General features: G+C 65.3%; 22 protein-coding genes and 1 tRNA gene. 12 read left to right on the top strand and 11 right to left on the bottom strand.

Annotated elements, in window-relative coordinates; all coding sequences use genetic code 11:
- Positions 1-18: 18 nt before the first annotated feature.
- The 4 genes from XH81_RS22515 to XH81_RS22500 all read right to left on the bottom strand — a co-directional run bounded on the left by XH81_RS22515 (position 19) and on the right by XH81_RS22500 (position 4,647).
- Positions 19-1,809, bottom strand: a complete 1,791-nt coding sequence (locus XH81_RS22515) for a peptide ABC transporter substrate-binding protein (RefSeq protein WP_028139903.1) — start codon at positions 1,807-1,809, stop codon at positions 19-21.
- Between the two features lie 261 nt (positions 1,810-2,070).
- On the bottom strand, positions 2,071-3,489 hold the full coding sequence (locus XH81_RS22510; RefSeq protein ID WP_028139902.1) for a M20 family metallopeptidase: 1,419 nt from the start codon (positions 3,487-3,489) through the stop codon (positions 2,071-2,073).
- Positions 3,490-3,646: 157 nt separating this feature from the next.
- Entirely contained in the window at positions 3,647-4,036 is a 390-nt protein-coding gene (locus tag XH81_RS22505) for a hypothetical protein (RefSeq protein ID WP_049801875.1), read from the bottom strand.
- Positions 4,033-4,647 carry a hypothetical protein gene (locus XH81_RS22500; protein WP_095425137.1) on the bottom strand — a complete coding sequence of 205 codons (615 nt, stop codon included), beginning with the start codon at positions 4,645-4,647 and terminating at the stop codon, positions 4,033-4,035. The genes XH81_RS22505 and XH81_RS22500 overlap by 4 nt, the downstream gene beginning before the upstream one ends.
- Positions 4,648-4,885: 238 nt before the next feature.
- Here XH81_RS22500 and XH81_RS22495 point away from each other — a divergent pair, with 238 nt between their 5' ends.
- The 3 genes from XH81_RS22495 to XH81_RS22485 all read left to right on the top strand — a co-directional run bounded on the left by XH81_RS22495 (position 4,886) and on the right by XH81_RS22485 (position 7,239).
- The gene (locus XH81_RS22495) at positions 4,886-5,857 is read left to right on the top strand and encodes a S1C family serine protease (RefSeq protein WP_028139900.1); all 972 of its coding nucleotides are present in this window, start codon (positions 4,886-4,888) and stop codon (positions 5,855-5,857) included.
- A 22-nt stretch (positions 5,858-5,879) separates the two neighbouring features.
- On the top strand, positions 5,880-6,950 hold the full coding sequence (locus XH81_RS22490; RefSeq protein ID WP_028139899.1) for a dienelactone hydrolase family protein: 1,071 nt from the start codon (positions 5,880-5,882) through the stop codon (positions 6,948-6,950).
- A gap of 82 nt (positions 6,951-7,032) precedes the next feature.
- A complete protein-coding gene (locus XH81_RS22485; protein ID WP_008142940.1) occupies positions 7,033-7,239 on the top strand; it encodes a hypothetical protein in 207 nt (68 codons plus the stop codon).
- A gap of 80 nt (positions 7,240-7,319) precedes the next feature.
- Here the strand turns inward: XH81_RS22485 and XH81_RS22480 are convergent, their stop codons facing one another.
- The 5 genes from XH81_RS22480 to XH81_RS22460 all read right to left on the bottom strand — a co-directional run bounded on the left by XH81_RS22480 (position 7,320) and on the right by XH81_RS22460 (position 10,122).
- The gene (locus XH81_RS22480) at positions 7,320-7,979 is read right to left on the bottom strand and encodes a DsbA family protein (protein ID WP_028139898.1); all 660 of its coding nucleotides are present in this window, start codon (positions 7,977-7,979) and stop codon (positions 7,320-7,322) included.
- Positions 7,980-8,066: 87 nt separating this feature from the next.
- The gene (locus XH81_RS22475) at positions 8,067-8,789 is read right to left on the bottom strand and encodes an LrgB family protein (RefSeq protein ID WP_028139897.1); all 723 of its coding nucleotides are present in this window, start codon (positions 8,787-8,789) and stop codon (positions 8,067-8,069) included.
- The gene (locus XH81_RS22470) at positions 8,786-9,169 is read right to left on the bottom strand and encodes a CidA/LrgA family protein (protein ID WP_028139896.1); all 384 of its coding nucleotides are present in this window, start codon (positions 9,167-9,169) and stop codon (positions 8,786-8,788) included. The genes XH81_RS22475 and XH81_RS22470 overlap by 4 nt, the downstream gene beginning before the upstream one ends.
- 44 nt (positions 9,170-9,213) lie before the next feature.
- Positions 9,214-9,690: a PaaI family thioesterase gene (locus XH81_RS22465; RefSeq protein ID WP_028139895.1), complete on the bottom strand. Its 477-nt coding sequence runs from the start codon at positions 9,688-9,690 to the stop codon at positions 9,214-9,216.
- 3 nt (positions 9,691-9,693) lie between these two features.
- The gene (locus tag XH81_RS22460) at positions 9,694-10,122 is read right to left on the bottom strand and encodes an acyl-CoA thioesterase (protein WP_028139894.1); all 429 of its coding nucleotides are present in this window, start codon (positions 10,120-10,122) and stop codon (positions 9,694-9,696) included.
- A 104-nt stretch (positions 10,123-10,226) separates the two neighbouring features.
- On the opposite strand from XH81_RS22460, the gene XH81_RS22455 reads away from it, so the two are divergent.
- Complete coding sequence (locus XH81_RS22455) at positions 10,227-10,775, top strand: TetR/AcrR family transcriptional regulator (protein ID WP_028139893.1); 549 nt, start codon at positions 10,227-10,229, stop codon at positions 10,773-10,775.
- A 107-nt stretch (positions 10,776-10,882) separates the two neighbouring features.
- Here the strand turns inward: XH81_RS22455 and XH81_RS22450 are convergent, their stop codons facing one another.
- Positions 10,883-11,383 (bottom strand): hypothetical protein, encoded by a 501-nt coding sequence (locus XH81_RS22450; protein ID WP_028139892.1) that lies wholly within the window; start codon positions 11,381-11,383, stop codon positions 10,883-10,885.
- A gap of 205 nt (positions 11,384-11,588) precedes the next feature.
- On the opposite strand from XH81_RS22450, the gene XH81_RS22445 reads away from it, so the two are divergent.
- Positions 11,589-11,873, top strand: coding sequence for a PsiF family protein (locus XH81_RS22445; protein WP_028139891.1), 285 nt, complete (start codon positions 11,589-11,591; stop codon positions 11,871-11,873).
- A 102-nt stretch (positions 11,874-11,975) separates the two neighbouring features.
- Positions 11,976-13,061 (top strand): AbrB family transcriptional regulator, encoded by a 1,086-nt coding sequence (locus XH81_RS22440; protein ID WP_028139890.1) that lies wholly within the window; start codon positions 11,976-11,978, stop codon positions 13,059-13,061.
- Positions 13,062-13,203: 142 nt separating this feature from the next.
- Here the strand turns inward: XH81_RS22440 and XH81_RS22435 are convergent, their stop codons facing one another.
- Positions 13,204-13,743 (bottom strand): disulfide bond formation protein B, encoded by a 540-nt coding sequence (locus tag XH81_RS22435; protein ID WP_028139889.1) that lies wholly within the window; start codon positions 13,741-13,743, stop codon positions 13,204-13,206.
- Between the two features lie 157 nt (positions 13,744-13,900).
- Here XH81_RS22435 and XH81_RS22430 point away from each other — a divergent pair.
- From XH81_RS22430 to XH81_RS22405, 6 genes are all read left to right on the top strand, one after another.
- Positions 13,901-13,985: transfer RNA gene (locus tag XH81_RS22430), tRNA-Leu, on the top strand.
- A gap of 197 nt (positions 13,986-14,182) precedes the next feature.
- Positions 14,183-14,485 carry a hypothetical protein gene (locus tag XH81_RS22425; RefSeq protein ID WP_028139888.1) on the top strand — a complete coding sequence of 101 codons (303 nt, stop codon included), beginning with the start codon at positions 14,183-14,185 and terminating at the stop codon, positions 14,483-14,485.
- Positions 14,486-15,425: 940 nt separating this feature from the next.
- Entirely contained in the window at positions 15,426-15,653 is a 228-nt protein-coding gene (locus XH81_RS22420; RefSeq protein WP_028139887.1) for a hypothetical protein, read from the top strand.
- 336 nt (positions 15,654-15,989) lie between these two features.
- On the top strand, positions 15,990-18,671 hold the full coding sequence (locus XH81_RS22415; protein ID WP_333909146.1) for a DUF2235 domain-containing protein: 2,682 nt from the start codon (positions 15,990-15,992) through the stop codon (positions 18,669-18,671).
- 151 nt (positions 18,672-18,822) lie between these two features.
- Positions 18,823-19,506 (top strand): response regulator transcription factor, encoded by a 684-nt coding sequence (locus XH81_RS22410; protein WP_028139885.1) that lies wholly within the window; start codon positions 18,823-18,825, stop codon positions 19,504-19,506.
- Positions 19,503-21,449 carry a sensor histidine kinase gene (locus XH81_RS22405; RefSeq protein ID WP_028139884.1) on the top strand — a complete coding sequence of 649 codons (1,947 nt, stop codon included), beginning with the start codon at positions 19,503-19,505 and terminating at the stop codon, positions 21,447-21,449. Before XH81_RS22410 ends, XH81_RS22405 begins: the two co-directional genes overlap by 4 nt.
- The last annotated feature ends 85 nt before the right edge of the window (positions 21,450-21,534 follow it).

Below are 21,534 nucleotides of genomic sequence, written 5' to 3'. Positions count from 1 at the left end.
CCGTCTAGAGTTGGGGGATCATTCCTCGCGGTACCAGTCGAACAGATTGTCGGTTTCGTTGGCCCAGCCGGACACGACCGGGCGCAGATTGTTGGCCGCCGCCTCGACCTTGAGACGATGCTGCACCGGAATGAACACCGTGTCTTCCCACATCAGATCGTTGGCCTTGATGTAGAGCGCCGCGCGCTTGACCGGGTCCATTTCCATGTCGGCCGCGTTGATCGCGGCGTCATAGTCCTTGTTGACCCAGCGCGGGAAGTTCGTGCCCTGCCACTTGTTCTCCTTGGTCGCGGCGCTGGTGGAGAGGTAGCGGCGCATGTGCTGCGACGGATCCGGCTGGCTGAGCGGGATCTGGAACATCTCGATGTCGGCGTAGAACTTCGGATAGGTGTCGGGGTTGGCGACGTCGGAGGAGAAGAACACCGATGCCACCACCGACTTCAGCTCGACCTCGATGCCGGCCTTCTGACAGGCCTGCTTGACGATGGCCTGGGTCTTCTGGCGCGGACCATTGATCGAGGTCTGGTACAGGATCTTCAGCTTCTTGCCGTCCTTCTCGCGGATGCCGTCGGCACCGGGCTTCCAGCCGGCGTCGTCGAGCATCTTGGCGGCCTTCTCGATGTTGAATTCCCAGGATGTGTTCTTGGAAACAAACTTCTCCGGGCCGTTGAGGAAGTTGGAGGTGGTGCGGCCGGCGCGGCCGTAGATCGCCTTCTTGACGGACTCGCGGTCGACCAGCAGGGACAGCGCCTTGCGCACGACAGGGTCCGAGAACAGCGGATGCTTGGTCTTCATCGACGAACGCTCGCCGTCGACCTCGACGTTCGGGTCGGTGAAATTGAGCGCGATGAATTCGGTGTCGCCGCCCACGGCATACACTGTCTTGCCCTTGCCGCCTTTCTCCAGACGCAGCAGCACGTCATCCTCGACCTGGATGTTCCAGCCGAAATCATATTCGCCGGTCTGGATCACCGCACGCGCGGCCGAGACGGCGTCACCGCCGCCCTTCATCTCGATCGTATCGAAGTAGGGCCGGTTGGCCATGTGATAGTCGGGATTGATCACGCCGCGGATGAGATCGCCCGGCTTGAACTCGACGAATTTGTAGGGACCGGTCCCGACTGGAGAGAGGTTGGTCGGCGCTTCCCGTGACTTGCTGCCCGTGTAGTCGGCAAACAGGTGCTTGGGGAGAATGGTGTTCGGGGCTCCGACAAAGGCGTCCGCCCAGAACGGGGTCGGCTTCGGGAAAGTGATCTTGACCGTGAGATCGTCGATCTTCTCGACAGTGATGTCGCGATAGCTTGCGATGGTCACGGCCGCCGTCGCGGGATCCTTGATATACTGCCAAGTGAAGACAATGTCGTCGGCCGTGAACGGCTTGCCGTCATGCCACTTCACGCCGGGCTTCAGCTTCCACGTCACCGACTTGCCGTCGGCGGCGAGCAGGCCGTTCTGGATCGAGGGAATTTCGGTCGCCAGCACCAGCTTCATGTTGCCGTCCGGATCCCAGCAGGCGAGCGGTTCGTAGAACAGGCGCGAGCCGTCCTGATCCTTGGTGCCGGTGGCGAAATGCGGATTGAGCAAGGTCGGGCCCTGCCACCACAGCAGCTTCAGCGCACCACCGCCGCCACGCTTGGTCGGCTTGTAGGTCGAGGCACCCTCGGCCATGGCGACGCCGCCGAGCGCGAGGATCTGATTGGCCAGCGGGGCGGTGAGACCGACCGCGGCCATGCGCGTGATGAAAGCGCGGCGATCCATCCGCCCATCCTTCACCTCGCCGATCATCGAACGCAGTTCTTTATCCAGCATGGTTGTCCCCCGTCTGGTTCCCATAGTGATGAGGACGGCCGTGAAAGCTGGCCGCCCAATTGGCTGGCAGTAGATGGCACACCGAATGGGGGGCGCGTCAACTGGGACCGTGTGTATGCAAACGGTCTTCTGGCTGTCTGTTGGGCAAAACTGCGTTCTGCAGCCCATCCGTTCGGCAATCCAGCATCAAAACATGCTGGATTGCACGCTGCACTGCGGAAAATTTGTTCGCAGCATCAGACGAAGTGTGGAGGCGAAATTCTATGCGACGGACATGTCGAGCGGTGGCTCGACGTGATCCGGCAGCGGGCAGACATACGGCGTCTTGGCCGTCCGCTTCTTCAGGTCGGCCTTGGCCGCCTTGATCAGTTCCGGATCTGTCAGCGCCTTGATGCCGAGACCGGCCATCGCCTTGGCGGCTTGCACCATGGCCTTGTGGGCATGCGGGCTCTTGCCTTGCGCCACCACCTGCCAGGTGTGGAACGGCGTGCCGATTGCAACCGTGGGGGCGTGAACCTGCACGGTCGGCACCACCCAGCTGACGTCGCCGACGTCGGTCGAGCCGACCAGCGGATTGCGCTTGGCATCGAGCGGCACCAGGAAGTCGGCCAGCGGCCGATCGGTCTGCTCCATGCCGATCGCGTAATAGACCGACGCGATATCCTTGTCGCTCAACGTCGCGCGGATCTGGCTGGCAAAACCCTTGTCCGCATCGTCGAAATGCGGCGGTCCGAGCTCTTCCATGACCCGGTGCAGCGCCTGCTCCAGCGGGGTGTTCGGCAGGATGTTGGAGACCGCGGAGATGATCTTCATCTCGACCTTGGTCTCGGTCATCAGCGCCGCGCCCTCGGCGATCTTGCTCACGCGTCCGACCAGTTCGTTCATGCCGGGAAGGTCACGGGCGCGGATCGAATAGCGCACCCGCGCATGGGCCTGGACCACGTTGGGCGCGATGCCGCCGGTGTCGAGCAGCGCGTAGTGCACCCGCGCATCGCTCGGCATGTGCTCGCGCATGTAGTTCACGCCGACATTCATCAACTCCACCGCATCGAGCGCGGAGCGGCCGAGATGCGGCGAGGCCGCGGCATGCGAGGTGCGGCCGGTGAAGATGAAGTCCGCGCGGGTGTTGGCGAGCGACGGCGTTACCGCGACCTCCCAGAAGCTGTGCGGATGCCAGGTGATGGCGATGTCGGCGTCCTCGAACGCGCCGGAGCGCACCATGAAGGCCTTTGCCGCGCCGCCTTCTTCGGCCGGGCAGCCATAATAACGCACGCGGCCGGGCATCTTGTTTTCGGCAAGCCAGTCCTTCACCGCGGTCGCGGCGAGCAGCGCGGCGGAACCGAGCAGATTGTGACCACAGCCATGGCCGTGCCCGCCGGCTTCGATCGGACGATGCTCGGCGACACCCGCTTCCTGGCTGAGACCGGGCAGCGCGTCATATTCGCCCATGAAGGCGATCATCGGACCGCCCTCGCCCCACTCGCCCATCACCGCGGTCGGAATGCCGGCGACGTTCTCGGTGATGCGGAAGCCCTGATGACGCAGCTCGAGGAGATGCTCGGCGGCGGACCGCGCCTCGGTGTAGCACACCTCGGGCATGCCCCACACCTTGTCGCTGAGGTCGATGAAACGCCCCTTGATTGTGTCGACGCCACGCCAGATGTCGCTGCGGTTGTCCATTGCTTCGGTCCGTGATCCCTTGGTCAAACGAAGCGGCAATGGTTAGCAGCTTAGGCAGGGGCCGCCTAGCAGCGGTAGGGACACCAGCCATGCGGCCCGGCAGGGTCTCACAGTGGGGCCCAAGACAGTGCGGCCCAAGGCGGCCGCCCCTACGGCGCTACATTCTCGGCCTCGAGAGCGCGTCTTTGCTTACGAACAGGAGGCGTCGCCGGAAGGCCGTCGGACTCTCGGCAACCAGCACCCCCTTCAGAGATTGTAGACCGCCCGCGAAGAAGGGCTCGCGAAGCCCATTACCGTGAACCTCGGTCCATTCCGGTATCTGTAATCCGTAAACGCGCGCAAGGTGCTCCGCCACGGCCGCCGTATAGGCGTCGTGCACAGCGTCGATGGAAGCGGGTCGTTCTTCGATCGCCTGCTGTCGTGCGTTCGGGTTCATGTAGAACCAATCGAGAAATTCGCGGAGCGACGGATCGAACTTCTGCTCGCCAGCCTGTACGCGGCGAACGACGTCACTCAGCGTTGCGGGCTTCTTGCCGAACAGGTTCATGGTTGGCTCGACGGAGGCATGCGATCACCTTCGGGCCCAGTCTCGAGATTTGAGAAAATCTCCTCGAGACCCAATCGGGTCTTGGGCTGAAGCGCATTCTGCGGATAGAATTTTTCGACCAACGTGAGTGCATCCTGGCTAGTCTTGATACCTATCGCGTGGGCGAGGAGCTTAATGTCGTCAATGTCCGAGTTCGTTTCGACACCGCCGACACGCATCGCGCGGCACTTCATGGCAAACAAGTATTCCGGTCTGGCGGTATAGACGCGCAGGCCCGGCTGATCCTCGGTGGGGTAGGTCTTGAATAGAGCCTTCACGTCAGGATCCGCGTCTCTCTTGCTCAACCACCCCTTCACACCGTCGTTCAACCAGTTTTCGTCCCAGCCGAACTCCTCCGCCATCTCGGTCGCAAGTCGCTTGATGAAATCCTTGTTTCCTTCAAACACCGCATCGACGTCTCCGGTGTTGATCTGACGATTCAAGGTCAGCAGGAGGGCCGATCCGCCGTAGACGACGATTTCGACGGTGCGGCCTGCGGCGAAGGCCCTGCGGCCCAGCTCGGCCAGTGCATTTTCCAAAGTTAGCCGATCGAAATTCTTGTCATCGCTCATGGCTTGTTCCACAGACGGCGAACGATACGCTTGCCACTCTGGGTCGACAACGTCTTTTCGCACGGACACCAGGACCTACAGGGCACGATCGGTCCAGAATTTCTGCATTTCCCGACCGACTGAGGCATGGCGGTCTTTAAAGGCGGGCGTTTGCGGCATAGATTGTCTTTGATTTAGCGCGGCGCTTCTCGTGCGCGAGAGGTGTGTCAAAGCGCCAAGGAAAGACCAGGAGAACTCCATGCCCGCTTTGACCGAATGGAGAGTGCCGCCGGCCAATCAGCCGCGTGCGAGCGACTACGGTTTCGATCTCGACCGCGCGCTCGCGTCCGTCGTCGGCCTGCACGCTATCGTCCCGCCGGACGCCTTCAGCGCCGAGACGCTGGGCACCGAACGCGCCGGCAACGGCGTCGTGATCGATCACGGACTGGTGCTCACCATCGGCTATCTCATCACCGAAGCGGAATCGGTGTGGCTGCACCTCAGCGATGGGCGGGTGGTCGAAGGCCACGCGCTCGGTTTCGATTCCGAAACCGGCTTCGGCCTGGTGCAAGCCCTCGGTGAGCTCGACGTCGAACCGTTGCCGCTCGGCAGCTCGGCGGACACCCGGATCGGCGACCGCGTCGTGGTCGGGGGCGCCGGCGGTCGCACGCGCTCGGTCGCGAGCCAGATCGTGGCCAAGCAGGAATTCGCCGGCTATTGGGAATATCTGCTGGACGAAGCCGTCTTCACCTATCCTGCGCATCCGAACTGGGGCGGCACGGCGCTGCTCAACGAGCGCGGCGAGCTGATCGGCATCGGTTCGCTTCAGCTGGAACGCGAGCGCGACGGCAAGGCCGAGCACGTCAACATGGTCGTGCCGATCGACCTCTTGAAGCCGATCCTGGACGATCTGCGCAAGTTCGGTCGGGTCAACAAGCCGGCGCGGCCCTGGCTCGGGCTCTACTCGACCGAGATCGACAACCGCGTGGTCGTGATCGGGATCTCCCCCAACGGTCCTGCCGCGCGCGCCGAGCTCAAGACCGACGATATCATCCTCGCCGTGAACGGGGACAAGGTCACGAGCCAGACCGCCTTCTACAAGAAGATGTGGGCACTCGGCGCCGCCGGCGTCGACGTGCCGCTGACCGTGCACCACCAAGGCGTCACCTTCGACGTCACGGTGACCTCCACCGATCGCTTCAAGCTCTTGAAGGCGCCGAAGCTGCATTGATCCCACGCTGAAGGAAGCCGCGATGAGCGAGGCCGTGATCGACGACATCGTGGCCGTGCTGCCGCCGCTGCTCAATGCGCTGGAAGCGCTCGGCTTCTTCCAACGCCATCTGCATCCGCCGGCGTTCGCTACCGTGATGAACGCGATCGGCGCACCGGATGAGGCGCTGCAAGCGGCACACGCGGCTAATGGAGAGTGGCCAGAGCAGTTCGCGGGCCTCCGCGAGCGGCTCGATCGCGCCTGCGGCGAGACGCTCGCCGCCTTTGCCGGGATCCGCGAGGTGGAGCGCGGCAATGGCGATCTCGTCGCTGTCTTCCGCGCGCTGCGCCACGTGCCGCGCGCGCAGGAGGCGCTTTATCCCCTGGCGATGCAGTTTCCTCCCGTAAGCAGCTTCTTCCTCAACACCGCCAATCGCGAAAATGCGGATCTGTTGTCGCGGCTCGAAGTCGGCTCGAACGAAAATACTGGCATCTTCCACGATCACAACGAACCCGGCAGTCGCGGCGGCTTCTCGGTCTATGTGCCTGAGTACTATACGCCCGAACGCGCCATGCCGCTGGTGATGGCGCTGCATGGCGGCAGCGGCAACGGACGCGGTTTCCTGTGGAGCTGGCTGCGCGACGCCCGCAGCCTTGGCGCGATCCTGGTGGCGCCCACCGCGACCGGTCCGACCTGGGCGCTGATGGGCGACGATGCCGATACGCCCAATCTCATGCGTATCCTCGAAACCGTGCGCAGCCGCTGGAGCATCGACACCTCGCGCATGCTGCTGACCGGCATGAGCGACGGCGGCACCTTCAGCTACGTCAGCGGCCTCGAGGGCGCCTCGCCCTTCACCCATCTGGCGCCGGTCTCCGCAACCTTCCATCCGCTGATGGCGGAGATGGCGGACGCCGCGCGCTTGCAAGGTCTGCCCATCTTCATCACCCACGGCAAGCTCGACTGGATGTTTCCGGTGCAGACCGCGCGCCAGACCCAGGCAGCGCTCGCAGCGGCTGGCGCTGATGTCACCTATCGCGAGATCGACGACCTCAGCCACACCTATCCGCGCGAGATCAACGCGGAGCTGGTGCAGTGGCTGAATGGAAAATGAACAACCTGTCCTTAGATGCGCCGCATGGCCGCGGAACCATCGCGCCGTGCCGACGTTATCGGCGCGTCACCGGAGGTTCGCTATGAGGACGTTTTTTGGAATGATTTTGGGCGCCCTGCTGCTTGCCGGCGGCGTCTACGTCTACGACTCCATGCAGACCTCATCCGTCGCCAATGGCGAGGTCGCGACGAGCAATCGCACCATCGTGAACTGGGATGTCGCGAAGGCCGATTGGGACGCGCTGCGCGACCGCGCGCACAAGGACTGGGTCCGGATCTCGTCGAAGTAACGACGCCTAAACATGAACAAGGCGCCGTCGCGAGCTCCGCGGCGGCGCCTTTGCTTTGGCTGCGACCGACGCTGCGCGCCTCAGTTCATCTTGGCCTTGCGCGCATCGGCGATGACCTGCTCGAACTCGGTCATGCTGAGCACGCCGGGGACGCGATACTTGCCGACGATGAAGGACGGGGTGCCGCTGAAACCGAAGGCTTCGGCCTGCTCGTTGTTGCGCTTGAGCAGCGCGTCGATGTCGCTGCCATGGCCGGCGAGATCGCGCTTCAGGCGGTCCATGTCGACGCCGGCGGCCGCCAGCAGCTCGTTGATGCGCGGCTCGGTCAGGCGCGAAGAGACGCCCATCAAGGCGTCATGGGCCTGATGGTATTTGTCCTGGAATTTTGCCGCGAGAGCGGTCCGCGCCGCCGTCACCGAGACCGGCCCGAGGATCGGCCAATCCTTCATCACCAGCCGCACCTTGCCGTCGTCCTGGACGACCTGGCGCAGCTCAGGCTCGAGCTTGCGGCAATAGGGGCAATTGTAGTCGGACCATTCGACGATGGTGACGTTGCCGTTGGGATTGCCGGCGACGGGCGTGTCGGGATCGCGCAGCACCTTGGCTTCGGTCAGCACCTCGTTGTCGTCGGTCGCCGCACGCGCCGAGGCGATCCTGCTCATTGCAAGGGCTCCCGCCCCGATCAGCGTCAGCGCCGCGCGTCGCGTCGGCGCGAGGCCCTTAGTCCCAAATCCAGCCATATCTCGTCCCGTTTCGGTCCCATCTCCCTGAATACGGTTCGGGACCGGGAATTGTTACTCGTCATATAGAGTGTCGCGGCGGCGATGTCATCGCACCAGCAGCGTGACCGCCAGGGGGACCAGGAACGAGGTCACCAAGGCGTTGAGACTCATGGCGATGCCGGAGAAGACGCCGGCAAGCTCGTCGACCTGGAACGCACGCGCGGTGCCGATGCCATGCGCGGCAAGGCCGGCGGCGAAGCCGCGCGCCCGGTAATCGGTGACGCCGGTGCGGTTCATCAGCGGCGTCACGATGATCGCGCCCATGATGCCGGTGAGGATCACCGCCACCGCGGCCAGCGAGGGATCTGCGTGCAGGGATTCGGCGATGCCCATGGCGACCCCGGCGGTGACCGATTTCGGCGCCAGCGACAGCACCACGTCGCGCGGCAGGCCGGCAAGCTCGGCCAGCAGCACCACCGACACCACCGCCGTGACCGATCCCGCGAGCAGCGCCACCAGCATCGGCACGATGGATGACACGACGCGCCTGCGGTTCTCATAGAGCGGCACCGCGAGCGCGACGGTGGCGGGCCCCAGCAGGAAGTGCACGAACTGCGCGCCGGCGAAATAGCTCGTATAGGACGTGCCGGTTGCGAGCAGGAACGCGCCGATGATCCACATCGCGTGCAGCACGGGATTGGCGAGCGGATGGCGCCGCGTCGCCAGCGACACCGCATCCGTCGCGGCATAGACCAGCAGCGTCACGGTCAGCCACAGCAGCGGCGACTGCGAGAGATAGACCCAGAGCGAGAACGGATTGTCGCTCATCGCGCGTCCTGCTGCTTCAACAGGCGGCTGACGAGGCGGAAGGTCAGCACCGTCGCGAGCAGCGTGACGACCACGGAGAGCGCAAGCACGAGGACGATGGCGATGCCATGGGAGGCGAGCAGGTCGAGCTTCTGCACCACGCCGACGCCGGCCGGCACGAACAACAGCGACAGATGTGCCAGCAGGCCCTTGCTTGCCGTTTCCACGCCGTCGTTGCGCAGCGGCCCGTATGCAAGCGCTGCGAAGCGATCGCGGGCGAGCAGCAGGATCAGGAGCAGCAACAGGCCGAGCACAGGTCCCGGCAAGGGTAGCCCGAGGCCGCGTACGACGGCTTCGCCGATCAATTGGCACAGCAGGATGAGGCCGAGACTCGCAAGCATGACCGTCGCATCAAGAGATGCGCCGACAGGCTTGTCAATCGCAGCTATGCATGAGACGTGCGCGGCTCGTGCGAAGCAGCAATGCGCGGCAGCATCGCCATCAACGTCCCGGTCATCGTGGCGATCAGCGTGGTGTTGCCCTCGTGCTCGGCAAACGCCCTGGCCTCGCAGAACGTGAGCGTGCGGCCGGGCTTGACCACCTCCGCCCTGAACACGAACCGTTCGCCGCGAGCGGGTGCCAGCAGGGTCGTCTTGAACTCGACGGTGAGGATGTCAGCCTCCCTTGGCATCAGGGTAAAGGCGGCAACGCCGCAGGCGTTGTCGAGCCCTGCCGTGATGATGCCGGCATGGACAAAACCGTTCTGCTGCGTGAGATCAGGCGAATGCAGCATCGCCAGCTCGGCCTCGCCCGGTGCAAGGCGGACGATCACGATGCCGAGCGTGTGCATCGCCGGCTGACCGTCGAACATTGCGATCGCCGCCGCGCGATAGCCCGGGTTCTTCGGCTCGAACGCGGCCATGGTTCAGGCCTCGGCCGGATCGGCGAGATGGCGCAGAGCGATCTCCCGGATGGCATCGGCGAACGGCGCCGATTTGCGCTGGCTCCGATCCATGTGCACGCCGGTGATCTCGCAAGTTGCGGCGATCTCGCCGGTCTCGGCATTCGTCATGTCGTGCCGGAAGCGGATCGACTTGTCGCGGACCTCGAGCAGATGGCTGCGGACCTCGACGATGTCGCCGGCGAGCAGCTCGCGCCTATAGGCGATGTTCTGCTGCACGGCGGCCATGCCGCGGCCGGAGGAGCGCAAATAGCTCGGCGTCAGGCCGAGGCGGGCGAACAGATTCCAGTTGGCTTCGTCGAATTTGCCGACATACCACATGATGTTCATGTGGCCGACATGGTCGCATTGCCACGGATAGACCGTGCCGCGATAGGTCGCCTCCTGCTCCATCGCCATTCCGCCCTCGTTGTTTATTGATCTTGATACGGTAGCGTATCAGGCACGAGACGCGTTAGCAATACGGCACCGTATCAAGAGTTCGAGAGGCTTCTTTCATGAGCGACGGCAAGGGCGATGTCTGGGTCGAGGCGGGGTTTGCCGAGCTCGCCCGCTCGGGGGTCGAGGGTGTCAGGGTCGAGGTGCTCGCCAAGAATCTTGGCGTCACCAAGGGCGGCTTCTACCGCCGCTTCGCCGACCGCGCCGCGCTGCTCGAAGCCATGCTGCAGCGCTGGCGCGAGGGGCGGGCCGCGTCGATCGCGCAGCAGACGCGCCTCGATGGCCAACAACCCCGCGAACGGCTGAAGGCGGTGATCCAGCTCTACTCCGAGCGGCTTAATCCGGAAGCCATGGCGATCGAGCTCGCGATCCGGCAATGGGCCCGCTCCGACGAGAACGCCGCGGCCGCCGTGGCGAGCGTGGACGCAGCGCGGCTCAAGCACGTGGCCGAGCTTTATCGCGCGACCGGGCTTGCGCCCGAGGAGGCCGAGGCGCAGGCCTTCCTGTTCTACTGCTTCATCTTCGGCCAGAGCCTGTTGTTCGTCGAGCGCGGGCCGCGCAAGCGGTCCCAACTGGTGGCGAAATCGGCCGAGAAGCTGCTCAACTAGAGCATGATCCGGAAAAGTGTGCAGCGGTTTTCCGAAAGTTCATGCTCAAACTAAAATTTAAGCAGAAAGGCCGGAGCGTTGCTCCGGCCTTCGCATCAGCTCGAAGCTCAGGCGGCGCCCTTCAGCTTCTTGTTGCATTCGCTGTAGTAGCCGCCGCCCTTCTGGATCCACTTCATGCCGCCGTTGCCGTTGGTGGTCTTGTTGGCGTTGTACTGGTCGACGCAGGTGTGCAGGCGCCCCTTGCCCGGGGTCTCCTTGGCATATTTCGGATCGATCGCGTTCGGATAGATCGCGGGTCCCGCCGGCAGGGTCGGCGCGGCGGCCGGGGCCGCCTCCTTCTTGGCCTGCTTCGGCTCGGCGGGAGCGGCGGGCGCAGCCGCGGTCGGTGCGGGAGCAGCCGGTGCTGCAGCAGCCGGCGTTGCATCCGCGCCGCACTGGGCCTTGCGGAAGTCATTCCACTTCATGGTGCCGAGCGAGCCGTCCTTCTTGGCCGCCTGGTATTTGGCGCTGCACTCCTGCGACGTCAGCGCCTGCGCTGGCGCCGATACCGCCAACGCAGCAAATCCCGACAACGCAATCGCGCACAGCATTTTTGATTGAATGGTCATCCTCAGGTCTCCTCCTTGGTCTTCCCCCGAGGGGAAGTGAAACAAGACTTGCTATCCTAGCGTGCCGGCCATTTGCGACAAGGAAGCGATGGCTCCCGGCCGCCAAAATATAGTAGCGGCGCCGTTCAGATTATTCATGTCGCGTTCAGCAATGCGAGCCGACGTTCGCAACCCTTCGCAATTCTCGCCAGAAGAGTGCAACACCATGACCCTCGCCTCTCGCCTCGCCGCCGTCGCCCTCGCCTCCCTGCTCGCCGGCGGCACCGCCTTCGCGCAGACCGCCGCGCCGGCGGCCAAGACCGATACCAAGATCGACGCCGCCGCCACGGCCGACAAGAAAGCCCCGAAGGAGCGTTCGGCCGAGTCGCTCGAATGCTCCAAGCAGGCCGACGCCAAGGGCCTGCACGGCAAGGAGCGCAAGAAATTCCGCTCCGAATGCATCAAGACCGCCAAGGCGGGCACCGCCGCGCCGGCTGCCGACAAGAAGTAGGCCTCCGACACGATCTTCCGCGAGCTTCTCGCGAGAGGCGCGCGCATTGCGGCATGACGAGCCTGCAATTGTGCGCCTCTCGCTGATTTGCGATAAGGTGGCGTGAAGCAAATCGCCGCCTCCCTGTCGTTTGAATGGCCGAGCCGTGCCAAGATCTTGAGCACGGCGGAGACGCTCGTCATCGGCACCGCCGGCGGCCTTGTGTTTCTCCTCGCCGGCCTTCCCGGCGGGCTGATCTCCGGCTCGATGATCGCGGTCGGGATTGCCGCGATCGCCGGGCGCCAGCTCGCGCTGCCGCCGCTCCTGACCCAGACCGTGCTGGTGCTGCTCGGGATTTCGCTGGGCTCGGTGGTCTCGCGCCATCTGCTTCAGCAGGTCGGCACATACCCCCTCACCATCGGGCTGCTTGCACTGGCGACGTTCTGCTCGACCTTCGGCTCGAGCTATTACCTCCAGCGCATCCATGGCTGGGACCGCACCTCGGCCTTCCTGGCCGGCAGCCCCGGCGCGCTGTCGCAGATCACGATCCTGGCGGTCGAGCGCGGCGCCGACCTGCCGGGCATCGCGGTGGTGCAGACCATGCGCGTCATCATCCTCACCGCGGCCTTGCCGATGGTGCTTGCATTTGCGGGCGTCGCCCCCTCCGCCGCGCCGTCGCTGGCGACGACGATCGCCTCGCCGCTCGATCTCGTGGAGCTGGTCGCGGCCTCGCTGGCCATGGCGCTGGTCCTGCGCCTGATCAGGTTTCCGGCGAGCTGGATGTTCGGCGCCATGATCGCCTCCAGCGTGCTGCATGGCGCCGGCTGGGTCGAGGGCGGCCTGCCGGACTGGGTGCGCGGTGTGGCGCTGGTTGGCATCGGCGCGCTGATCGGCAGCCGTTTCGCGCGGATGCGCATCAAGACGCTCGCCGGTCACATCAACGCGGCACTGGGCTCGTTCACGGTCGCGATCGCTGTCTCCGCCGTTTTCGTCGGCATCGTCGCGCTGACCACGCAGGTCAAGTTCTCCGATGTCGTGGTCGCCTTCGCGCCGGGCGCGATGGACGCCATGCTGGCGCTGGCGCTGACCTTGCACATCGACCCGATCTTCGTCGGGGCCCACCACCTGTCGCGTTTCGTGTTCGTGACGATCGCAACGCCGGGCATCGTGCATCTGTTCGGACGCACGCAGGACGATGTGGACGATTGACGGAGCGCGGTGCGCGTAACGGGCTCCGCTCTCGTAGGGTGGGCAAAGGCGCGTGAGCGCCGTGCCCACCATTTGCCCGTTATTGAAAGGCGTGGGCACGGCGCGCGAAGTGCGCGCCTTTGCCCACCCTACGGCAGCTTGCCTAGCCTCTCGCCGTCTTCGCAAATCCCCACGCGGCAATCGCGGCCATCACGAGCGAGATCAGCACGTTGTAGCCGGCGAGCGAGAGGCCGAGGAAGCGCCACTGCACCTCGTCGCAGCGCACCACCTTCACGGTGTCGAGCTTTGAAAAGAGATCGCCGGCATTGCCGAGATTGACGACGGGACCGGAGCAATCGGTCGGCCCTTTCCAAAAACCCCATTCGACGCCGGAATGGTAGGTGCCGAGGCCGGCATTGGCGAGCGTCGCCAGCGCGAGGATCGCGAGCCCCGCCAGCAGCAGCGGCCGCGACGCTCCACTCCGCGCCGCCAGCGCCGTGAGCGCACCGAGCGGAATCGCGAGGTAATAGGCGTAGCGCTGCTCCAGGCAGAGCGGACAGGGCAGGATCTCCAGCACGAGCTGGAAGAACCAGGCACCCGCGATGGTCGCCGCGGCAATCAGCGTGATGAGCAGCGAAGCCGTCAGCGCAGAGCCGCTGGCAGCCGGCTTGAACGCAGGTATGGCGGCACTCTGGGTCGTCACGGCAGCCTCTTTCCGATAGGTCGCGCCCTTAAGCCTCTAGCCCCGGTCCATGCGGCTGTCGAGAACGGCTGACATCACTTTGGCGCGGGTTGACCCCGCTTTGTCCATGGCTATAGTCCGCCGGCTTCGCGACGCTCCCTTCAAGGGCCGACCGAGGGCCCCTGTGGCGGAACTGGTAGACGCGCTCGACTCAAAATCGAGTTCCGCAAGGAGTGCTGGTTCGATTCCGGCCAGGGGCACCAGCCTTCGCTGCTTCGCAGCTACGGCTGGGCGAGCCGACCTCCGAACCATCGAAGCGAAGCAGTGAAGGCTGTCCCGCCGAAGCCTTGGCGAAGGCGGACTGGGTCAACGAGTCCAAGCTCCGCTCCCCCCACCCTAGCCATCCCCGCATCTCCACTGTATAAACCGGTAGCTTCTTCCGTCACTCGAAGGAGCTCATATGAACGACCTGCACGCGTGGCTTTCGCAGCAACACCACGGTTTGCGGACCTTCCAGACCTTTCAGCAGAAGCTCGAAACGCTCGGCCAGCACGATCCCGCCCAGCGCGGCCTGTGCCGCCTGCTCAGCGGTGTCGTCGGCAGCTATGTCGAGGCCTTTGACGAGGCCCCGCTGCCGGTCGACACTGCCGAAATCGCCTATCGGCGCCTGCTGACGCTGGTCGAAAGCCTCGATCTGCACGGAAATGCCGCCCGCCGGCTCGCCGACATCAACCGCGTGGCGACCTGCGAGTTGTGGCGGTGATCGGCAGGACGAGCGGACCCACCTCAATTTTCAAATAGCAGGACACGCCTCTTCGCCCTCGCGACGCATGACGCCCGAGTCCTGTGCTTCTCTCGACGCCCCTTCCTGAAGAAAGGGCGCAGGGAAGGCCGAGCGCCGGCTGGCACCCGCGGTCCGCTGCGCGCAAATTGCGAAGACAAATGCACAGCGGCATACAGGGCAGCCCAGGACATCCCGGCCTTTCCCTGCGCAGTGGTTGACGGCTTATGGCGCGCTCTCCCCGGGGAGCGATGCACTATTGCCCCCGTCGCCTTGCGGATGGCTGATGCGCACGCCCGGTCGGGCAGCTCACATCACCGCAAGCCTTGACGCACAGACCCCGGGCGTCAGGACGACACGCTTTTGCCGTACGCGGACCGCACCGGTCGTGTGCGCGCTGCTCAACCGCTCACGGGCCAAACCCGCCCTGCGATTGCTGGCGCGCCGATGCGCTCCCCGTCCACCGCCACCCGGCCCGCGCATCGTGACGATCGCGAAACGCCCCTTATCCTTGGGCCAGGATGAGGAACACATACGATATTTCCGAATTTCGGTCAAGCAGAATTTTTGGATCGCGGCCCGGGACCCAGAGGTGACACATTCCAACGCCGCGACATGGGCCCCGGCTCTGCAGCGCACCGCTGAAGTAGCGCTGCGCTGCGTCCGGGGCACGAGAGAGAGAGAGAGAGAGAGAGAGGCACGCTCTCTCCCGTCACTGCGAGCGCCTCGTCCGCCGAAGCTCGAAGAGCGAAGGCGGAAGCGAAGCAATCCAGGAATGCATCCGCGGAAGCAGTCTGGATTGCTTCGTCGCAAGAGCTCCTCGCAATGACGAGGAGGAGAGATTACGCGTCTGGAGGCGTTCGACTTCGCCGCGCCAGTTCCTATATCCTGTGGCAACGGATCTGATGCAGCGGACAGTTTGATGGCCAGGACACGCAGGACGGACGCCGACGATCTCCCCCGCTATTTCGTCTGGGTTCGGGGGCTCGAAGGCCCCGAGCCGCAGAAATGGATGGCGATGGATTTCGGCGTCGGCGACTGGAAGCGGCCGCTGGTGCTGGCCTATCTGGAGCTGCCGGCGGACGAGCGCGATCTGTCGCTGTCGCTGTTGGCGCGGCGCTACCCGCCGCCGCGGATGGATCTCTCGTAACGGCATCAGCCCATCCAGCACAAGTCTGTCGCCACGGAGACAGCGACCGCTGGAAACAGCCCCGCCGGATCGCCGCTGCCAGCCAGCGACGACCCGGCACGGCGACGCCGCATGATCCCGCTTGCTACCTCAGCGCGACTGTGCGCAGAATGCACCTGTATTTTCATGAGTCAGAGATTTCAACCACTGATTGATTCCGGGGAATGATGCCCGGTTTGGCCTGACGCTTTCCTTGTCGAATTGCCGGAGGGGCCCATGACGCATCATGATGTCGGGGGGAACGCCGATTCTCCGAGGCCGGAACGCGCGCCCAGCGACAGGGATGGGAATGCCGGCGTGAGCGCGAGCTCGGCCCTGCCAAGACGCAAGCTGGTGCTGTTCGCCGACGGCACCGGCAATGCGTTCACCACGCAGGAATCCAGCGTCTGGCGTCTCTATGAAGCCCTGGACCATACCCAGCCTGATCAGATCGCGCATTACATCAAGGGTGTCGGCACCGCCGGCTGGGCACCGCTTGCCGCGCTCGACGGCGCCACCGGCATCGGCGTCCCCGGCAACGTCCGCAAACTCTATCGCTTCCTGTGCTGGAACTGGCGACCCGGCGACGACATCTACATCTTCGGCTTCAGCCGCGGCGCCTTCACCGCGCGCACGCTGGCGGCGCTGATCTCGAGCCAGGGCCTGGTGCCGGCGGAGATCGACGACACGCCGGTGTCGCATGCGGAGATGGGGCGCAACGTCAAAGCCGCCTGGCGCGAGTACCGGCGCGAGACCGTGCCCTGGACCAAGAGCCTGCCGACGATCTGGGTCACGCGCTGGATCCGCGACTTCCTGCTGTTCGTCTATCACTGGCTTTGCCGGCACCGCAGCTACGCCGAGGTGCGGGGCAAGATGAACGGGCGCAGCGAGGTCGAGATCGCATTCCTCGGCCTGTTCGACACCGTCGAGGCCTTCGGCGTTCCGGTCGAGGAGCTCCGCCTCGCCGTCGACTGGGCGATCTGGCCGATCTCGTTCCGCAATCACCGGCTGTCGCACAAGGTCAGGCACGCCTGTCACGCGCTCGCGCTCGACGACGAACGCACCACCTTCCATCCCCTGCGGATCGACCAGAGCCATCTGGCGCAGGGGCAGATCGTCAAGGAAGTGTGGTTCACGGGCGTCCATTCCGATATCGGCGGCGGCTATCCGGAATCCACGCTGTCCTTCGTGCCGCTGGTCTGGATGGTCGAGCAGCTCGGCGACCGGTTGCGCTTCCAGGACGGCGAGATCGAGCATTTCAGGGAATATCAATCGGCGCTCGGACCGCGGCATGATTCCCGCAGCGGCGCAGCAGTGCTGTACCGCTACGGGCCGCGTCCGATCCTCGGCGGCGACGTGAATGGCGGGCTGCCGGTGGTGCACTTCGCCGTCATCGAGCGCATGCTGCTCGGCTGCGACGATTACGCGCCCATCATGCTTCCGGCGAACTGCCTGGTGCTGCTGCCGGACGGAACGAGGTTGCCGCTGCGATCCGAGGGAGAGACCAAGGATCTCGACGAGCAGCATGCGCGCGAGGCTCTGAAAGCGGCCTATCTGGCAAAGGCGACGGGCCCTCGACGCGAGCAGGAGGCGAAAGCCTTTACCGCGATGAGCACGCCTGACGCCACCATGTCGAGCCTCACGCGCGACACCGTGTGGTGGCGGCGCGTCGCCTATTTCTCGCTTTTGTTCATGGCCGGCGTCATCGCCGCCTGGCCGTGGATCGCGCACGCGCTGGTGCAGTGGTCCGAAGACCGCGCCCTGGAGGGCACCAGCGCACTGTCCTTCATCACCAATATCGACTGGGTGATGGGCGCAGTGGTGGCGCCGCTGACCAATCTGCTGCGAGACGTGCTGCCGTCCTATGCGGCCCCCTGGCTCAACATCGCGACCTACTATCCCTTCCTGACGTCGATCGTGGTGATCGTCACCTGGTGGATCTGGCACAAGAACGGAACGTTGCGTGACGACATCGAGGAGCGGGCGCGTCTTGCCTGGAACACGTCGCGCCGCAGGGCGAGCATGAAGCACATCGACAAGCCGGGGCCGTTGATGCGGTTCGGACACTGGATGCGCCTGAATGCCAGCCCGGCGCAACGCGTCATCACCAGGGGACTGGTGCCGGCGGTCTTCCTGATCGCGATCTTCGGCTCGGCCGCGCTGATCGTGTCGAGCAGCCTGTTCACCGGTCGTCTCGCCCTCGGCTCGGTCTGCTCGCCGCCTACGGTCAAGGGCTCTGCCGCGTTCCAGACCGGCACGCCGGTGACGGACGAGCCGGTCGACGCGCGCGCGCTGTTCGACACCAGGGACTTTTGCTGGTGGAGCGGGCTCGCCGTCGAGAAGGGCCGCAAATACCGCGTCTTTCTCGAGATCAAAGAACCATGGTTCGACCGCACCATCATGAGCGGCGCGAACGGATTTGCGACCTACGAGCCGCACCACTACGTGGCGCTGCCGGAGCGTCGTCTGTTCGCGGCGGACTGGTTCCAGCCCGTGGTGCGCGTCGGCAGCAAAGGCATCAACGACCTGCCGCTCAAGGCAGTCAACGTGATGCCGGCCGACGAATTTCCCCGCCGCATGAAGCCCACCCTGCCCGCGGAGGACGACATCAGCAGGAGCCGCAACAGGTACCCCGTGCGGCTCGACGACACTGCCGAGTTCAAGGGCAGGCTCGACGGCCTCGGCAAATTCGAACCGATTCCGCCGGTCATGCTCGCCGAGGCAGGCCAGGCCTGGACGAAGCAGCTGTTGACCGGCCGCGTCGTCGCCGAATTCGTGGCGCCCGAGTCCGGCGAGCTGTTCTTCTACGTCAATGACGCCGTCCAGATATTCCCGCGGCTGCTTCCGGAGTCGTTGGTCCCGTCCTGGCTCGATGCGATCCAGGGGCCGCACGATCTCTTCTACCGAAACAACAGCGGCACTGCGAAGATCAAGGTCCAGCGCCTGCCGGCCCCACCGATGCCGCCGGACAAGCCGGCATTACCGCTGGCGAGCAACTGAGGTCCAGTGGGGACGCAGCGTCGGAGCGCTCAGCGCCGCGACTTGGACACGGGGCATTCCCGCCCCCATGATTATGGGTGTCGCTGCCCGCGTCCGGCGGTTAAACTTGCCCTTGCGCCGCGGGGGACACGCGGGTCGCGGGACCATGATCATGACCGAACAGGGCGAGACGGGTGAACCCATCACCATCCTCCTCGTCGAGGACGACGCGCCGACCTGCTGGCGGCTGCAGGATGCGCTGGTCAAGGCCGGCTACGAGGTGCGCAGCGCCGGCACGCTCGGCGAAGCCCGTTCCGCGCTTGCCGGCGGCGCGCCCCGCGTGCTGCTGACCGATCTGCGCCTGCCCGACGGCCACGGCATCGAGCTGATCCGCGAGATGAGGCAGCGCTTCCCCGACACCGAGATCATGGTGATCTCGGCCCTCGGCGACGAGGAGAGCGTGATCTCGGCGATCACGGTCGGCGCCACCGGCTATCTGCTCAAGGACGCCTTCCCCACCGACATCGCCACCACCGTGCGCGATCTGGTCGCCGGCCATTCGCCGATCTCGGCCTCGATCGCGCGCTTCATCGTGCGCAGAACCCAAGGTGCCGTGCCAAATTCGGCGGAGCCACCGCCGGGACCCGTGCTCAATACGGCGAGGCTGACCCCGCGCGAGATCGACATCCTCTGGGGCATCGCAAAAGGCTTCAGCTATGCCGAGATCGCCAGCCATCTCGGCCTGTCCAAGCAGACCGTGCCCGGCCATATCAAGAACATCTATCGCAAGCTCGAGGTGCACACGCGCAGCGAAGCGGTGTTCGAAGCGGTGCAGCAGGGCCTGATCAAGCTGTGAGCGAGATCGCGGCCAAGGCACCTACAAAGGCAGCTCCGAAGGCGCCCACGCGGCCGCGGCGCCGGCTGATCGCCTCGCGCCTCGTGCCCTATCTGCTGCTGCAGGCGCTGATCGTGATCGCCACCATTCTCGGGCTGCGGCTGCTGCAGCCGAACGACCCCGACGATTTTGCGCTGAGCGGATTTTCGCTGCGGCAGGACGGCGTGACGCTGCCCGTGAACCTGCCGCATTTCACGGCGTCGCGCTATTCCCTGGACGACCCGCCGATCTACACCGGCAGCTTCACGTTCCGGCGCGGCGAAGCGGCATCGGGATGGTCGGTCTACCTGCCGCGCTTCAGCAACGCGGTGGGGGTCGCCGTCGACGGCGTCGTCGTGCTCGATTCCCGGCGCGACGCCAACGCCAACCGGCCCGACCGCAACACGCCGCAGATCGCAGCGATCCCCGCCTCACTGCTGCGCGAGGGCGCCAACGAGATCACGGTGCGCCTGTTCGTGTGGGGACCGTTGAAGGGCTTTCTCGACACGGTGTATGTCGGACCCGACGCCGCCTTGCGGCCAGCCTATGAGACGCGGACGCTGCTGTTCGTCACCCTCCCGGTGGTGTTTTCGGCCTGGCAGTCGATCCTCGCCGTCATCCTCGCGATCATGTGGCTGATGCGGCGCCGCGAGCCGGTCTATGGCGTGTTGGCGGCTGCGATGGTGCTCGGCGTGGTGCAGGCCTACGTCCCGCCGCCGGTGCCGCCGGCCGCCACGTCGCGGCTTGCCGCGGTGCTGCTGGCGTCCGCGCCGATCGAGAGCGCGTTGGTCGTCATGTTCGGCGTGCTGTTCTTCGGCTGGCGCTGGCCGCGCTACGGCATGCTGCTGTTCGTGCCGGGCCTGGTCGTGTTCGTGGTCGGGCTGATCGGAGGCCCGCCGCTGCCGCGCATTCTTTTTCTGGTGCTCGGCATCCCCACGGTCGGGCTTTGCCTGGTTCTGATGGCCTGGGTGACCGCGACCGCGGTCGTCCGGCGGCAGGATGCGGCGAGCTTCACGATCGGCTGCGCCGTCACCATCGTGCTGGTCTGCTGGATCCAGGACATGCTCACGGTGCTCGAGATCGTGAGCAACGATCGCATCTTCGTCTCGCGCCTGTCCTATTCGGCGATGCTGGTCGCGATCGGCGCGGGACTGACCTGGCGCTTCGCCCGCGCGCTGAACCAGGTCGACAGCTTCGCCGGCCAGTTGGTGACGCGCGTGCGCGAGGCCGAGGAGCGGCTGAAGGCGAGCTTCGTCCGCGAGGAGGAGCGCGCGCGCGCCGCCGCGCTCGCCAATGAGCGCACGCGCCTGATGCGCGACCTGCATGACGGCCTCGGCGGCCAGCTGGTCAGCATCGTCGCGCTCTCCGAGCGCGGCCATGAGGGCGCGACCATCACCGACGCTGCCCGGGCCGCGCTGAAGGATCTGCGCCTCGTCATCGATTCCATGGACGACATCGGCGGCGACCTGATGCTCGCGCTCGGCTCCTGGCGCGAGCGCGCGAGCGCACAATTGCGGCCGCACGACATCACGCTCGACTGGCGCGTGGCGACCCCGCAGGGCCTGCCGCTGCACCCTGAACTCAGGCCATGGCACGTCATCCAGATCGTGCGCATCCTCGACGAGGCCGTGACCAATGCGGTCAAGCACGCACAGGCACATCGCATCGCGGTCACCATCGAGACGCTCGATGCAAGCGAGGGGCCGTACGGCCTGATCAGCGTGACCGACGACGGCCAAGGCTTTGCGCTGGCCGGCCATGGCGAAGCCGGGCGCACCGGCCAGACCGCGCGCGGCTTGCGCAACATGAGAAATCGCGCCGCGCGCTGCGGCGCGCTGCTCGACCTGAGTTCCGATGCTTCCGGGACGCGCGTGCGGCTGCAATTGCCGCAGCGTTTTCCCGACAGCGACGCGGCTGCGGGCTGAAAAGCCCCCTCTCCGAACGTGTGGGACGCGCGGAGAGAGGGAACGGGCCGGGTGATTTGCCGGCGGAGGACGGGGGGTTCGTCCG

The organism is Bradyrhizobium sp. CCBAU 25360 (genome assembly GCF_028128695.1).
GTDB classification, from domain to species: Bacteria; Pseudomonadota; Alphaproteobacteria; order Rhizobiales; family Xanthobacteraceae; genus Bradyrhizobium; species Bradyrhizobium ottawaense.
This window is presented reverse-complemented; position numbering and strand designations above follow the sequence as displayed.